At 62.6% G+C, this 15,266-nt stretch carries 10 protein-coding genes; 1 reads left to right on the top strand and 9 read right to left on the bottom strand.

Annotated features, from left to right (window positions below):
• Positions 1-271: 271 nt before the first annotated feature.
• Genes AB4Y36_RS27750 through AB4Y36_RS27740 form a run of 3 tightly spaced genes read right to left on the bottom strand, consistent with a single transcriptional unit; the run spans position 272 to position 4,335 of the window.
• The gene (locus AB4Y36_RS27750; RefSeq protein ID WP_368684708.1) at positions 272-2,275 is read right to left on the bottom strand and encodes an acyl-CoA synthetase; all 2,004 of its coding nucleotides are present in this window, start codon (positions 2,273-2,275) and stop codon (positions 272-274) included.
• Positions 2,272-3,228, bottom strand: coding sequence for a fumarylacetoacetate hydrolase family protein (locus tag AB4Y36_RS27745; protein WP_368684707.1), 957 nt, complete (start codon positions 3,226-3,228; stop codon positions 2,272-2,274). Before AB4Y36_RS27745 ends, AB4Y36_RS27750 begins: the two co-directional genes overlap by 4 nt.
• Before the next feature lie 36 nt (positions 3,229-3,264).
• Positions 3,265-4,335, bottom strand: coding sequence for a VOC family protein (locus AB4Y36_RS27740; protein ID WP_368684706.1), 1,071 nt, complete (start codon positions 4,333-4,335; stop codon positions 3,265-3,267).
• A 350-nt stretch (positions 4,336-4,685) separates the two neighbouring features.
• Here AB4Y36_RS27740 and AB4Y36_RS27735 point away from each other — a divergent pair, with 350 nt between their 5' ends.
• Positions 4,686-5,441 (top strand): TetR/AcrR family transcriptional regulator, encoded by a 756-nt coding sequence (locus AB4Y36_RS27735; RefSeq protein WP_368603014.1) that lies wholly within the window; start codon positions 4,686-4,688, stop codon positions 5,439-5,441.
• An 18-nt stretch (positions 5,442-5,459) separates the two neighbouring features.
• On the opposite strand, the gene AB4Y36_RS27730 is transcribed toward AB4Y36_RS27735, so the two are convergent.
• The 6 genes from AB4Y36_RS27730 to AB4Y36_RS27705 form a co-directional block, all read right to left on the bottom strand.
• The gene (locus tag AB4Y36_RS27730) at positions 5,460-6,194 is read right to left on the bottom strand and encodes a membrane integrity-associated transporter subunit PqiC (RefSeq protein WP_368684705.1); all 735 of its coding nucleotides are present in this window, start codon (positions 6,192-6,194) and stop codon (positions 5,460-5,462) included.
• Positions 6,191-7,786, bottom strand: a complete 1,596-nt coding sequence (locus AB4Y36_RS27725; RefSeq protein WP_368684704.1) for an intermembrane transport protein PqiB — start codon at positions 7,784-7,786, stop codon at positions 6,191-6,193. Before AB4Y36_RS27725 ends, AB4Y36_RS27730 begins: the two co-directional genes overlap by 4 nt.
• A gap of 15 nt (positions 7,787-7,801) precedes the next feature.
• The gene (locus AB4Y36_RS27720; RefSeq protein WP_368684703.1) at positions 7,802-9,187 is read right to left on the bottom strand and encodes a paraquat-inducible protein A; all 1,386 of its coding nucleotides are present in this window, start codon (positions 9,185-9,187) and stop codon (positions 7,802-7,804) included.
• A 103-nt stretch (positions 9,188-9,290) separates the two neighbouring features.
• Complete coding sequence (locus tag AB4Y36_RS27715; RefSeq protein WP_368684702.1) at positions 9,291-10,754, bottom strand: efflux transporter outer membrane subunit; 1,464 nt, start codon at positions 10,752-10,754, stop codon at positions 9,291-9,293.
• Between the two features lie 2 nt (positions 10,755-10,756).
• Positions 10,757-13,930, bottom strand: coding sequence for an efflux RND transporter permease subunit (locus tag AB4Y36_RS27710; protein WP_368684701.1), 3,174 nt, complete (start codon positions 13,928-13,930; stop codon positions 10,757-10,759).
• Positions 13,927-15,105: an efflux RND transporter periplasmic adaptor subunit gene (locus AB4Y36_RS27705; protein ID WP_368684700.1), complete on the bottom strand. Its 1,179-nt coding sequence runs from the start codon at positions 15,103-15,105 to the stop codon at positions 13,927-13,929. Before AB4Y36_RS27705 ends, AB4Y36_RS27710 begins: the two co-directional genes overlap by 4 nt.
• Between the last annotated feature and the right edge of the window lie 161 nt (positions 15,106-15,266).

The raw sequence follows: 15,266 nt of genomic DNA, 5'->3' as shown, positions 1-15,266 counted from the left end.
CACGTTCCGCTCAATGAACGGCACTGCGTTGTGTCGGCATTCATCTGTTTTAATCACAACCGGTAATGTCCGGCCAGTGTGTTATGTAGTCCTGCTAAGTTAAATGGGACCATTCTCTGACCTCTCCGATCTTTCCCTCCTTAGCGCTGCCTTCTGAACCGAAACAGAAATCGTCCAGTTGCAGGGTCCGCGGTCTTTCTTGCTGTTAGCGTTGCCTTATGATCGTCAGGCCCCCTCAGTAAACGCGCAGCGTATACACGTGAACGCGCGCTTAGCGTGTCTCGATCCGCTCAGTGCTCTTACTGTCGCCTGCCAAACCTGCCGACACAGACAGCGAAAAGGAGAAAGGAAAACGCCCTAGCGTAGTGCGCGCTAGCTCTTCTGATTCAGCACCGGGGAGATCGACGTGAACTGCAATCCCACGTGACGTGTCATCTGCAACGTTCACGGTCGCATTACCGACGCCAGCCTCGACGAGTGCCGACCGTAACGCGTCTGCCACTTCTCTGCGCTTCAGCGCCGGCTTGAATATCTTGCCGACGGCCGTCAGCGGCATCGAATCGACGACCCGTATGCCTTTCGGAAGCGCAGCGCGCTCGTTGATCCCGGCACGCAGAAACTCGGCAAGCTCCGCTTCGGTTGCGGCGACGCCGGGCTTGAGCTGGACATAGGCGACAGGCAGCTCGCCCGCGTGCATATCGGGACGCCCCACCGCAGCGGCAATCTGGACTGCCGGATGACGATGCAGTGCTTCCTCGATTGCCACAGGGTCGATATTGTGTCCACCCCGGATAATCAGTTCCTTCTTCCGCCCAGTGAGCCAGAAGTATCCGTCGGCATCACAGCGCCCCAGGTCTCCAGTATTGAGCCAACGTTCGCCGTCGCCGAGGTCTGTCCAGATTCCGCTGTCCTGCTCGGGCCTGGAATAACCAACAAACACATTTGGCCCGGAAATCACCAACTGGCCGACTTCATCGCCCGCGCAGTCCCGTACATACCGTCCCGCTTCGTCCACCATCACGGCCTTCATTGCCTGGCCAGGCAGGCACAGACCAATCGAGCCCACCCTGCGCTCTCCAAATGGCGGATTGACGCTGCTGACGCAGGCGCCTTCAGTAAGCCCGTAACCTTCCAGGATGCGAATCCCTGTACGAAGCTCGAAACTGCGAAACAGCTCGACCGGCATCGGCGCGGCGCCGCACAGGCCATACTCGAGCGAGCTGATATCGTTCTCTCCAACTGGAACCTCCAGCAGCGAACCATAGAGCGTCGGAACAGCGCTGAAGAAGTTAATGCGGTAATGCTCGACTATTTCCCAGAAGCGCTTCACAACGCCCTCACCCCGATAGCCTTGCGGCGTGCCGAGGACGACGTGGGCACCACGCGAAAACGCCAGCAGTCCTGTCACCATCACAGCGTTGACGTGAAAAAGTGGCAGCCCGCAAAATATTGTCTTACCCGGGCCGATGGTTTCGCCAAAGAATTGCCCCGCATTCCATGCATTGGCCACTTCGTTGTGATGCCGGCGCATGGCAATTTTCGGTAGTCCGGTGGTGCCGCCCGTGCAGAAGCAGGACGAAACATCATCGATGCTCGGTCGACGTGAGCCGTTGAGCACGACCCCGGACTCGCTCGAGTGAGCGGACGCGAAATCGTGAATCCGAAGCTGCGCTGGAACCACGCTTCGCATACCACCCTCGCCATGCAGCCTGGCGTTCTCACCACGCTGCAGCATCCGTGACGCAAATCCCCTTTCGCCAGGAATCCGGTCGGCCAGGTTGACGAGCACCAGGTCCCGCAATGCGGGGACGCAATGCAATACCGGTTGCACTTTTTGCCACAGTTCAGTCCCAGCCCCAGGAAATGGCGCGAGGGTGACGAGCACACTGGCGCCGGAGGCATTGAGCAGTTCGCCTATTGCATCGCTTTCGAGCAGCGGATTGATCGCGCAGACAATCCCCGCTGCTTCTCCTCCCCAGATCACGAAATGCGTTTCCGGGAGATTCGGCAGCAAATAGGCAATGACCGTGTCCTTTTGCACGCCCAGTCGCGAAAACATGTTGGCAGTGCGCGTGATATCTCGCACCAGTTCGCCGTACGTCCAGCACTCGGGGCTGGCATAGTCGTCGGCTGTCAGGAAGAAAGAGAGCGCGGGCGCCGATGGATTGATGGCGGCGCCCCGGCGGATCATTTCGTAGGTACTCGACGGAAAGTCAGCCAGTTGCCCCTGTGCTTCGACAGCAAGGACGTCCTGCGCGTTCGCGACGTCTTTCATGCTGCCTCTTCGACAACGAGGTTACGTTGCGTGCCCAGATTGATGGAGCGGTCGTAGCTGACGATCTGTGCCTCGACAACGTCCCCGATCTGAAGGTACTGCGGCCTGTCCTCCTGCATCTTCAGGAAAAGCCGCCACTTCTCCGCTTCAGGCAACTGCGCGGCAGCGCGTTGCTTCTCAGGTGAAGGAATGCTCAGTGCACAACCGGAGGGCGTACCCGTTGCGAGCAGGTCCCCGGTGCGCAGGTCCTGTACGCCAGACAGCTCAGACAGTGTCTCTGCGGGGCCATAGACCAGTCCGGCAGTCGTGTCATTCTGGCGCACGGTTCCGTTGACTGTCAGCGTCAGCACGAGCTCTTTCAACTTTGGCATGTCTTGCTTCTCGAGCAGGCAAAGATAAGGACCGACAGGACCAAAGGTCCGGTAGCTTTTGCCCTTGTAGAACTGCATCTGCGGAATCTGGATATCGCGCGCGGAGTAGTCGTTGACGATCACCGCCCCGGCAATGTACTCATGCAGGTTTTCGTCGGTGATCGTTTCACGGGACGTGATATCGCGTTTGAGGACGAGTCCGAGCTCGATCTCATAGTCGAGGAAGCGCACCGCGTCTGGTTTCACGACGGCCGAGTTGGCCGCAACGATGCAGCTCGTTGCCTTCGTGAAGATCATGTTGAATTTCTTCACGTCCGGGTCCATGCCCGACTCGATCATATGTTGGCGATAGTTCGCGCCTTGACATATGAACTGCTGGTCGGTGGTCACAGGCGATAGCCACTCTACTTTTGCTTCGGGAATCGACGGTCCGTTGAGCGTCATAAGCCGCTCTACCGGATTGGCTGCGATAAATGCGCCTGTCGAGCTGAACTCGCCGGGAATCGGCGTGATGACGCCATCCGCGACGACACCCCACTGGGCGCGCCCGTCATGAAGGTAATGCAGGACGTGAATTGCCATTGCAGAATGCTCCGGAGTCTGTGAATAGGGTGTGATTCAGGCAAAAAGCTTTGCCAGCGTCCGCAACTTGCTCAGCGTCAGGTCAGGGCTGCGGCGTAGATTTCTGACAAGCGCCACCATGCTCGCGAACGTGAACCTGGGTTTCGTGAAACTGCGCGGCATGGTTGGCCCCCATTGAGCCATCGCCTCGCGGCTTACGGCGTGAATGCCGGTCGGCTCGTTGGCGGTGAACAGGTCGCCGTCGCAGTAGTGTTCGTGCTTGTCGCCCCACGGGTCCTGCCAGTAGTCGAAAATCTGGCTGCCGAGGATATGTCGGCCGATACCCCAGGCGTGCGTCCAGCCCTTATCGCGCAGTACGCGCTGCCCCATACCGACCGCGTCCGCGTCGATGAGCTCGTACGCGCTGTGGCTGTACGTCGCCGCAAAGCCCTGGGCAAGCGCAAGTGTGTGATGATCGGCCGGCCTGTCGCCGAGATCCAGGCGCATGAACGCGACAGCCGGCGACCCGTCGGGAAGCACCTGGACATCGCTCGGGATAAAACCGAAATGGCGCGTGTACCACGCACAAGTCTCCTGATAGTCGGCGAGTTCGAGCACGACATGCCCCAGCCGGATGACTTCCGGGGCATTTTCGGGCGGTCGCTGCGTACCGTTGACCCGGACGGTGGCATCGACGGAATTGAAGGGCAGCGGTAGCCGATGCGGCAAGCTTGACGCTGGCGCCTGGCCCCATACCGCTTCGATAGCGAACCCGGACGGGTCCGTGAGTCGCACCACGTAGCCGCCGCCCGGCAGCGCAGAGCGTTCGACCTCCGATGCATCAGGCAGCTTTGCGAGCGCATCGAGCTCCGCCCGGCCGCCGACTTGCAAGCCAAATCCGACAAACCGCGCTTTCGATGCCCTACGCACTACATAACAAAAATGCGAAGGTCCGGTGCCGCGCAAAAGCAGCATCGCCTCGTCCCGCGATACGGTTTGAAGCCCAAAGTCATTGAGAAAACGCTCGGCTTGCTCGAGATCTGACCGATCGAATACCAGATAGGCCAATGCGGTCGCCTTCGCCGTCGGATGGGGGTGACGAGCCGGTTGTGAAGTAGTCAGTTTCATGGCGGAACGTAATCAGGCGGTTGCGGTGGCCGATGCGGATTCGAGAGATGTCGCGCCGACGGTGCGATAGAGCGGAACGCCAGCCGCTGGATCGCTGGCGGCCTTCCACGGGCGGCAATTCACCGACGCGCAATGGATAGCGGGTCCCGGTGCCGGGATGGGCAGACGGATAACGTGATGCAGGCCGCCTGGCGCGGCGCCATGTCTGATTGCTGTCTCCACAGTCACTCCATCAGTTCTAGTTAGATCGGTCTACGAGGCCGTTGATGACATTAAACTCATGACTGATCGTTTTGTCAATATAGACGTTCGAATCTATACTGCGGAATATGACCAGATCAGGATCCATCATGACGACCACGACAAATCGCCGGGCAGTCAAACGTGCCACGGTTGCAGCATCCGTCGCCCCTCCCCCCCTTGTCGAAGAACGGGAGCCGCGCGGTGCACGCCGCAAGCGTGAGACGCGTGCCCGTCTGCTCGACGCCGCCCTGAGGCTGATGGCGGAAAAAGGCATGGAGGGCGTGGCGATCAACGAAATCACCGAGGCCGCCGACGTGGGCTTCGGCTCGTTCTACAACCACTTCGAATCGAAGGAAGCGATCTACGCGACGCTCGTCGACAACGTTTTCGAAGAGTTCGCGAACATGCTTGACCGCCTTTCGGTGGGCATTTCCGACCCCGCCGAGGTGGTCGCGGTCTCCGTGCGCCATACGGTTCTGCGCGCGCGCACTGATCCTGTCTGGGGACGTTTTCTGATACGCGAGGGTTTTTCTGCCCGCGCGATGAGTCGCGGCCTCGGCCAGCGGCTGCTGCGCGACATCGGCAGTGGCATTGCGGCCAAGCGGTTCGCCGTTGCCGACCCCTTTATCGGCTTTCTTGCCGTGGGCGGAACGGTTCTCTGCGCCATCGCGGCCGAACTGAACTTCGTTGTGCCGGGCGCAAGCGCCGCGGGCGTGCTGAAGGAGCTCGGCTTCAGCGGCGAGCACTTTCCGGAGCGCACGGCCGCGATGTTGCTGCAAACGCTCGGGCTAAAACGCGCGGAGGCGGAAAAGATCGCCGCGCGCCCATTGCCCGTCGTGGACGAAGCTGTCGACGAAAACTGAGATCGGTAAGCCGAACAGCTAGCGCTCGAAGCGCGCAGCTGCCCCGTTGGCTGCCGTTTGCGGGCTGTCCCCGGATTGCGGGCAAGCGAGCGGCGTCTTCTCCGCTCCGCGCGATGCCCCCGCAGTCAGCAATCGACTGCCAGTCGGCCTCGCAGCGAGGCCGCGCACGACCTCGGCAATTTGCCCGGCGACGGCGCCTATCGCATGACGATGGCCGACCACAATCGCCTGATATCCATCCGCCACGGGCTCGCTCACGACGCTGTGACAGGTCAATGTATCGGCGCCTGGCGACGTGCGCACAGTCCATACGACGTCAACCAGCACATGTGAGCCAGGCCAGGATTCGAAGCGCTGGACGTCGACGGCAACCTGATACACGGGGCTGTCCTCATCGCGCATGACCGTCTGTGCACCCGCACCGCCGGCCTGCTGGCTCACGCCCGCAATCAGCGCATAGCGGAGCTCGTCCGGCAGGGACGACGCCCAGCGATCATCCTCCAGCACCTTGACCTGTGTCGCGTCGACCTGCACCACGAGCTGACTTCGCGCGACGGCGGCCGGCACCCGAACCGGGCGTATATCTATCCGCAACGAAGGGCTTGCTTTGCTGCTCGCCATCGTCTGTTGCGCGTCCGTTCCGAGCGTGTAATAGCGCGTAGCCGGCGAAGCACACGCCGTCAGAACGGCCAGGCCAATGGTGCTCACGGTCCGCGCCATCGCGCGCCACGAGGCGGGTTGCATCAGGTTCATGGCGTGTCTCCCTTCTTGCCGAACAGCAGTGCCTGCGGATGACGCTCCAGGTAATCGGCGAGCGCATTGAGCGACTGCAGCGTGCGCGTTAGCTGCTGCATCGCATCCTGAACATCCGACTGCATCGGCGCGGCGTCGCGCAGCGTCGATTCCGCGGTGCTGAATGTCTTCTGGGCCGCAGCCAGCGTGTCACGGGCTTGCGGTACGACTTCCGTGTCCATGTGCCCGAACAGCCGGTTGGCGTTTTCCAGTGCGCCATTCAGGTTGGCGCCGATCCGGTCGAACGGTACCTGGTCCAGCTTTCTGGCGATGTCCGCCACCTGCACCTGGAGTTCGTCGAGCGTATTCGGTACTGTCGGAAGTTCGATGGGACTGCGACGCACATCGACGCTCGCGCGAGGCGCCTTCGGGAACATGTCAAGGGCGACGTAAAGCTGGCCCGTTATCAGGCTCCCGGTCCGTAGCTGCCCGCGCAGGCCCTCCATCACCAGGTGCTCCAGCAATTCGTGACCGCCTGGCGTGTCCGGTGCGGGCAGCGCGTCACTGGAGCGCCGGCTGAGCCGGTCCGGATAAAGTGCCATCGACACCTTCATGCTGAAGCTCTTTTGCGCGTCGTTGTACTCGATGCCAATGTCGGTCACCTGCCCCAGCACGATCCCGCGCAGATCGACGGGTGCCCCGACGGACAACCCGCGCAGCGACTGATCGAAGCGCATCACCACATTGAGCGGCTGGCCGTCTGGCTCGCGCATGGCGTCGGCTTCGTCCGCGGCAAGCCGGAACACGGCCTTGTCGGCAGCGGGCTCGCCGGCGTCCTGCCCTGCCGGAGACCGAAACGCCAGGCCGCCGACAACGACCGTCGCCAGCGACTGCGTATTGAGCTTCAGACCGCTCGAATCGAGACGCAGATCGACGCCGCTCGCATGCCACCACCGCGTATTGGCACTGACGTAGCGGTCAAACGGCGCATTGACGAAGACATTCACGATGACCCCTGCACCGCCGGGATCGAGCGAGAATCCGACCACCTGACCGGCCTGGATACGATGGTAGAAGATGGGGGCGCCGATATCGATCGAGCCCAGCGACTCGCCCCGTAGCGTGTACTGATGCCCCGGCTGTCCGGTCGTGACGATGGGCGGGTTCTCGAGACCCAGAAACGCGGTCTGGCTTGTGGTCGAGCGCCCGATGTCCACGCCGATATACGCGCCCGAGAGCAACGTGCCGAGGCCCGAGATGCCGTTTGCGCCGATGCGCGGGCGCACCACCCAGAACCGCGTGCCTTGCGTCGCGAATTTCCCGGCGTCCTTGTCCAGCTGGACGCTCACGAGGACGCGCCGCAAATCGCCGGACAGCCTGATGCCTTGCACCGTACCGATCTCGACGTCCTTGTACTTGACCTTCGTCTTGCCGGCTTCCATGCCCTCTGCGCTATTGAAAGTGACGGTTACGACGGGTCCCTTGTCGGCAATGGACCTGGCCACCAGCGCGACACCGATCAATGCGGAGATGAGTGGCACCAGCCAGATGAGGGATGGCAGCCAACGTTTGCGCGGCTTGAGTTCAGGAGGAGATAGATTGGAAAGATGCATCGTTCGAAATCGGTTTCAGGAATTCCGGTGTGTGAGGAGAGGCGCAGCCAGCGCTTCATCGTTCATCGTCGAGACGGGAGACAGCGCGGCATCCGCGTTGTCCCAGATGAGCCGCGGATCGAACTGATGCGACGCGAGCATGGTGAGGATGACCACCGCGGCGAAAGCGAGCGCGGCGGGCCCCGCAGTGACGACGGCGAACGAGCCGAAATGCACCAGCGTTACCGTCAGGGCAACGACAAAGACATCGAGCATCGACCATCGGCCAATGCGCTCGACAATCCGGTACAGACCTGCCCTTTCCCGGGCGCGCCGTCCGGAACCTCGATGGGCGGCAACCGTGAGTAGCGTGAGAACCACCAGTTTGAGCATCGGCACCAGAACGCTGGCGACAAAAATGACGATGGCGAGTGGCCAGTCTCCAGACGTCCAGAAGTACGCGACACCACCCAGGATGGTGTCGTCTTCCTGACGGCCCAGTGACGTCGCGTGCATGATGGGCAGCAGGTTCGCCGGAATATAGGCAAGCGCGGCGGCAAGAAGCAGGCTGACCGTCCGTGTCAGGCTTTCCGGCCGGCGTTCATGCAGCAAGTGCCGGCATCGCGCGCAGTGCTGGTGGATCTGACTTTCGCCACGCGTCTGAACGAGACCGCAGGCATGACAGCCGACGAGTCCAGCACGTTGTGCCGTGATGGCGGACGACGCACCGGCCTTGCGCATTCGCACTGGACGCGTGAAACGCCCACGGCCTGAACTCACTCGTGACCAGCGAACCCGGGCCATTCGAGAAAGCGAAATTTCGTCACGGACGGCCCAGAGCCCGCTCGGGTCAAACGAGGCGACTATGCCCAGCATGACGGTGAGCGCGCCCCATGCGAACAGTCCAGGCCCAGGGACCACCTGGGCGACGGTGACCATTTTTACGATCGTCACCAGCACGCCGAGCATGAAAACTTCAACCATGCCCCATGGGCGGACGAGTTGCACGACGCGCAACATCCCGTCGAACCGCGGCGCAAGCTTGCCGAGCCGAAGCGGCACCAGTACATATAGGAGTGCGAGCAGTTCGACCAACGGAAAGAGCATCGACGCACAGAACACCACCGTCGCGACGACACGCATGTTGCCCGTCCAAAGCGTATGCACTGCGCCAAACAGCGTCGCCTCCGACGTCATGCCGTTGGCGTGCAGTTCGATCACGGGAAAAGACTGCGCTATGCAAAAGGTGATCAACGCGGCGAGCGTCACAGCGCAGATCCAGTCAAGCGACAGTCCGGCGCCAGGTAGCGCTGTCAGGTTCGCGCCACAGCGCGAACAGATAGCGCGGTAGCCGCTGACACTGCGAGGTTTGCGAAACAGAAGATCGCATTCGTGGCAGACAATCAGTCTCTGATATTCCATGGAGAATCTAGCGGGAAATGCGGTTGCCTCCGCTGGTGCAACGCCTGCTTGCGGCGCTTGCCCCAACGGGAACGATCGACTGGCCGATATCACGAACACGCGTTCATTGCGTAATCGCTGCCGTCTGCTGGGCGGCTGGCAGTTCACCCATCGACTGGAACAGCGCTGCCGTATCGCTCATGCGCTGACCTGTGGCGCGCGTGGCGGCGATCTGCGCGTCGAGATACCGTGATTCACTGGCATGTGTCGCAGCCGAAGGCAGCGCACCCAGGCGATGGCGCGACGCAGTATCGTCGAATGCCGTGCGAGCGGCGTCTGCGGCTTCGTCCGTCGAGGCCAATGTCTGCGCGTCGTTATCCAGTGCAGCGAGCGAATTCGCCACGTCCTGGAACGCAGACAGCACGGTCGCCTTGTAGTGCAGCACGGCGGCGTCGTACGCGTCGATCGATGCGCGGCGCTGCGCGAACAGCGCGCCACCATGAAAGATGGGCTGTGACAGGCTGGCGCCGATAGCCCACAGTCCGCCCGCGCCGGAAAGCAACATCGGCCAGCTGAACCCGCCGCGGCCCATTGAGCCCGTCAGCGAGAGGCTCGGAAAGAGTTGGGCCGTCGAGGCGCCCACATCCGCGGCAGCCGCCTTGACGGCAGCGTCCGCTGCCTGGATGTCTGGGCGCGAGCGCAACAGGTCCGACGGCACGGCGACGGGCACCTGCCCGGGCAGCGACAGGCTGTCGAGGGCCGGCACGCTCGGCGCGTTGTCCGGCGTGCGGCCCATCAGCACGGCGAGCGCATGGATCGCGCACGCGCGTTGCTGGCGCAGCGGCGGCAACGTCGCCGCGATGGCAGCCGCGTCCTGTTTTGACGCAAGCGCCTGTGCGCGCGAGACGGAGCCTAGCGCGTAGCGCTGCTGGTCCTCATGCGCAGCATCGTTGGACACGGCAACGAGCCGTTCGGTAAGTGCGATCTGCCGGTCGAGCGCCGCCACATTGATAGCAGTGCCGACGATGTTCGCGGCAAGCGCGCGACGCGACGCCTCCAGCTCATAAGCCTGCACATTCACACGGGCCGCGCTCGCGGAGTTCGTGTACCGCGTCTGGCCGAACAGGTCGAAGGTGTAATGCGCAAACAGTTGTCCGGCAAAAAAATTGTATTGGACCTGCTCGGGCCCAAGGCCCGGCACCACGGCCGTACGCGCGCGCTCGACCTGCGCGGCGCCGTCGATCGACGGCAGCGTCGATGCGCCGACCTGTGCGCGCATTTCCTCCTGCGCGGACGCGAGCGTACGCTGCGTCGCCGCAAGGGTCGGGCTGTTGTGCAATCCTTCGTCAACGAGTGCATCCAGGTCGGAGGACCCGTACAGCCGCCACCATTGCGAGCCAGGCGTCGCGCCGATTTCGAAGGTCTGCGCAACACCACCTGCGGACACTGTCTTCGCCGGCTGCGCGTCGGCACCGTAATGCTCGGGCGCTGGCATGGCCGGTGGCTCGCCGCTCGGCCCGAACGAGCACGCCGTCATGGCGAGCGCCATAGCCGCGGCAGCCACGGATGTCTTGTAAGTCAAACTCATGATCAACCCTCGGTATGCTCGACGACGACCTGTTGCGCGCCGCGCTCGTCACGATGGACCCTGAAGCAGGTCGCATAGAGCGCGGGCAGGAAAAACACCGTCAGCAATGTGGCAACGGTGATGCCGCCCATCAGCGCGGTCGCCATCGGTCCGAAGAATCCGGAGCGAAGCAGCGGAATCAGTGCGAGCACGGCGGCGGCTGCCGTCAGCATGATCGGGCGGAAGCGCCGCGCGGTCGCCCCGATGATGGCGTCAAAGCGCGCGTGCCCCGCTGCGATGTCCTGATCGATCTGATCCACCAGAATCACGGAGTTACGCATGATGATGCCGAACATCGCGATCACGCCCAGCAAAGCGACGAAGCCAAACGGCTTGCCGAAAAGCAGCAGGGCCGCTACCACGCCAATCAGGCCCAGCGGCGCGGTCAGCACGACGATGAACGTGCGCGCGAAGTTCTTCAGCTGGATCATCAGCAGCGTCAGCACCGCGATGATCATCAGTGGCATTTCCGCGTTGATGGACGTCTGGCCCTTGACGCTTTCCTCGACCGCGCCGCCCACCTCGATGCGATAGCCGACCGGCAATTTGGCGCGCGCAGCGGCAAGCGCGTGCTCGATGTTGCGCGTCACGTCGATGGCCTGCGCGTCGCCGCGCACGTCAGCCTGCACGGTGATCGTCGGCTGGCGATCGCGTTCCCAGATCACGCCGTATTCGAGCCCGTCGCGCACATGCCCAAGCGAGCCGAGCGGAACCGGGCCGTTCGGTGTGGGGACGGCGAGGCTCGTGAGCTTTGCAGGATCGACGCGCTCGCTTTTCGGCGCACGCAGATCGACATCGATCAGCTTGTCGCCCTCGCGATATTGCGTGACCGTGTAGCCGGACAGCGTCATCGCGAGGAAGCTCGACACGTCCTGCGACGTCACGCCGAGCTGGCGCGCGCGGTTCTGGTCGATCTCAAACGAGATTGAGCGCTCGGCCGGCTCATCCCAGTCGAATTGCACGTTGCGCGTACGCGGGTCGGCACGGACCTGCTCCGCGACCGTCTCGGCGATCGAGTGCACCGTTGCAATGTCGTCTCCGCTCACGCGGAACTTGATCGGGAAGCCGACGGGCGGCCCGTTCTCGAGTCGTGCGACACGCGTGCGCTCGCCGGAGAAGTCCATTTCCAGTTTCGCGTCGAGCCAGTGCATCAGTTCCTCACGTGCCTCGACGTCCTTCGCGGTGATGACGAACTGTGCGAAGTTCGGCTGTTGCAATTGCTGGTCGAGCGGCAGATAGAAGCGCGGCGCACCGGTGCCAACGAAGTCGACGTAATGATCGATGCCAGGCCTGCCGTGCAGGACTTTTTCGAGGCGTTGCGCTTCACGCAGGGTGGCCTGATACGAGGCGCCTTCCGGCAGCCTCAGATCGACCAGCAGTTCTGGCCGCTCGGAGTTCGGGAAAAACTGCTGCGGCACGCGGGTGAACGCAATCATGGCAAGCGCGAACAGGCCGCCGGTGACGCCGAGCACGACCCAGCGCCGCTCGATGCACCATGACACCCAGCCCGACAGGCGGCGGTAGAAGCCCGTGTTGTACACCTCCTGCTCATCGCCATGGCCCGCGCCAGCATGAGCCTTGCGCTCGGGCAGCATATGAAAGCCCAGCAGTGGTACCAGTACGACCGCGGCGAACCACGAGACGATCAGCGCGATGGCCGACACCTCGAAGATCGAGCGCGTGTACTCACCCGTACTCGATTTTGCGAGCGCGATCGGCAGGAAGCCCGAGACCGTTACCAGGGTACCGGTCAGCATCGGAAACGCGGTGCTCGAATAGGCAAATGCTGCCGCGCGCATCCGGCTCCAGCCCTGCTCCAGCTTCACCGCCATCATTTCGACCGCAATGATCGCGTCGTCGACCAGCAGCCCCAGCGCAAGCACCAGGGTGCCGAGCGACACCTTATCCAGACCGATGCCGAACAGATGCATGCACAGCGCTGTCACGGCAAGCACGATCGGAATCGTGATCACGACCACCATGCCGGTTCGCAGACCGAGCGACACCAGGCTGACGACCAGCACGATCGCCACGGCTTCTCCGACCGAGCGCACGAACTCGTCCACGGAGTGCTTGACGGCGTGCGGCATGCTCGAAACCGGCACGAGCTTCAGCCCCGCCGGCAGCGTTGCCTGCAGTTCGGCCGTCTTCGCGTCGAGCGCCTTGCCGAGGTCGATCACGTCGCCGCCCTTTTGCATCGTAATGCCGATGCCGAGCACTGCCTGGCCACCCACACGCATCTGCGTGACGGGCGGATCGTCGTAGCCGCGTTTGATGCTCGCGACGTCGCCAAGGCGGAACGTCCGCTTGTTGACCGTGATCAGCATGTCCGCTAGCGCCTGTTCGTCCTTGAATGCGCCGCTTGGGCGCACGAACACGCGATCATCCGCCGTCGTGAAGGTGCCCACCGGCGCGACGGTATTCTGCGCGTCGATGGCCTGAGCCAGTTGCTGCGGCGAGATCGACAGGTTCGTCAGCCGCGCGTTCGAGATCTCGACAAAGATGTGCTGATCGGGGTCGCCGAAATAGTCGACCTTGGCGACGCCCGGGACGCGCAACAGCACCGTACGGAGCTTGTCCGCGTAGTCGTGCAGTTGCGCGGCAGAGAAACCATCGCCTTCGAGCGCGTAGAGGTTCGTGTAGACATCGCCGAACTCGTCGTTGAAGAACGGCCCGACGGTTCCCTTTGGAAGCGTTGCCGCGATATCGCCGACTTTCTTGCGGACCTGGTACCACGTCTCCGGGACTTCCTTGACCGGCGCCGAATCCTTCATCGCGAAAAAGATCATCGACTCGCCCGGCCGCGAGTAACTCTTGATGTTGTCGACATAGGGCGCAGCCTGCAACTGACGGCCGATGCGATCGGTGATCTGCTCCTGCACCTCGCGTGCGGTCGCGCCCGGCCAGTAGGTCTTGACGACCATCGTACGGAACGTGAACGGCGGGTCTTCCGATTGCGCGAGGTGCACATAGCCGATCACACCGAAAAGCGTGGCGAGGCCGATCAGGAAGATCACGAGCTGCTGATGCCGCAGCGCCCAGGATGAGAGATTGAAGCCGGTTGCGTCGGCGGCTTCCTTGCCGGGAGCGCTGACGGGCGCGCTATGGCGGGTGTTTTCATGGTCGCGGGCGTTCATGTCGTGGGGTCCTCCTGACGCAGCGGAGGCACCACCTGCACATGCTCTCCCGAACTCACTGCATGCACGCCTTGCAACACGACCCGGTCGCCATCGTGCAAACCGGAAGCGATCGACACCGTGCGTTCGTCGAATCGATCAATCGTGACGGGGCGCAGCTCGAGCGTGTCGCTATCTTTGCGAACGACCCATACGGCAGCGTTTTCACCCTGATGGAAAAGCGCAGTCACCGGCAGCGTGTACGGCACGCTCGCAGCATCATCGGCTGCGACAGCGAAGCTCACGTTCGCCGTCATGCCGAGGCGTACTTCGGGACCCGGTGCGGTCAGGGTCAGCTTGATTCGCCACGTGCGGCTTTGGGAATCCGCGGCAGCGGACACCTCGCGCACGGTTGCATCGAACGACTTGCCGGGAAGCGCCGGCAACGACACGCGCGCCTTGTTGCCGACACTGAGCGCGTTGACCGTGCTTTCTGGCGCGTCGCAAACGATGTCTACATCGCCCGTCCAGTCGAGGTGGTACACGGCCTGGGTGGCCTGCACGTTCTGCCCGGTATCGACGTCTTCCGAGGTGATGACGCCGTCGTGATCGGCCGTTAGCGTCGCGTAGCGTAGATGATCCGTCGCAAGCGCCATCTGCGCGAGAGCAGAGGTTCGCTGTGCGAGTGCGGAAGCATAGGCGTCCTGCGATTGCTCCAGTTGCGCGGTTGCGATGAGGTTCGCGCGTGCCTGTGCCTCATCGCGGTCAAGCTGCTGCTTCGCAAACACAAGGCGATGCTCCGCCGCATCGAGCTGCGCGCGCGCGTTGACGAGGTTGTTCTGCAGATCGGTCGGATCGAGCAGCGCGACGACCTGTCCGGCCTTCACCGTGTCGCCAATGCGCACGCGCCGTTCAATGACCTTGCCGCCGACGCGGAATGATAGCGGCGTGGAATAGCGTGCCTGCACCTGCGCCGGCAGTGACGCGCTGGCCACATGTCCGTCTGGATGAACAGCGCGTGCCACCACCGGCTTGGGCTCCGGCACGACGGCTTCTCGCTGATGGCATGCGCCAAGGAAGATCGCGCTGCACGCCGCGATGACGACGGGCAACCGGTACGTCGGCTGGAACAGGGAAGAAATCGAGGGGCGCGCCTGTTTCGGCGCGACGGGTCCGGAAAGTTTCACGATGTTCAAAAGGCAGGTGATGAATCCAGGTGAAAAAGTCATCCGCGCGGACAGATGAGACGGTGCTTGGCCATGCCCTCCGCACGGATGACATTAGACCCATAACTGATACACTTGTCAACTATGAGACGTACATCTAAAATATGAAGAAACTGCGAATTGGGAGGCAG

Source organism: Paraburkholderia sp. BR10936 (genome assembly GCF_040965735.1).
In the GTDB taxonomy this organism is placed as follows: domain Bacteria; phylum Pseudomonadota; class Gammaproteobacteria; order Burkholderiales; family Burkholderiaceae; genus Paraburkholderia; species Paraburkholderia nodosa_A.
The sequence above is the reverse complement of the archived record's forward strand: the minus strand, read 5'-3'. Positions and strand labels throughout refer to the sequence as shown.

Excerpts from the sequence above, each read along its gene's own strand:
- AB4Y36_RS27750 (WP_368684708.1), bottom strand. The coding sequence starts at position 2,275 with ATGAAAGACGTCGCGAACGCGCAGGACGTCCTTGCTGTCGAAGCACAG.
- AB4Y36_RS27745 (WP_368684707.1), bottom strand. The coding sequence starts at position 3,228 with ATGGCAATTCACGTCCTGCATTACCTTCATGACGGGCGCGCCCAGTGG.
- AB4Y36_RS27740 (WP_368684706.1), bottom strand. The coding sequence starts at position 4,335 with ATGAAACTGACTACTTCACAACCGGCTCGTCACCCCCATCCGACGGCG.
- AB4Y36_RS27735 (WP_368603014.1), top strand. The coding sequence starts at position 4,686 with ATGACGACCACGACAAATCGCCGGGCAGTCAAACGTGCCACGGTTGCA.
- AB4Y36_RS27730 (WP_368684705.1), bottom strand. The coding sequence starts at position 6,194 with ATGAACCTGATGCAACCCGCCTCGTGGCGCGCGATGGCGCGGACCGTG.
- AB4Y36_RS27725 (WP_368684704.1), bottom strand. The coding sequence starts at position 7,786 with ATGCATCTTTCCAATCTATCTCCTCCTGAACTCAAGCCGCGCAAACGT.
- AB4Y36_RS27720 (WP_368684703.1), bottom strand. The coding sequence starts at position 9,187 with ATGGAATATCAGAGACTGATTGTCTGCCACGAATGCGATCTTCTGTTT.
- AB4Y36_RS27715 (WP_368684702.1), bottom strand. The coding sequence starts at position 10,754 with ATGAGTTTGACTTACAAGACATCCGTGGCTGCCGCGGCTATGGCGCTC.
- AB4Y36_RS27710 (WP_368684701.1), bottom strand. The coding sequence starts at position 13,930 with ATGAACGCCCGCGACCATGAAAACACCCGCCATAGCGCGCCCGTCAGC.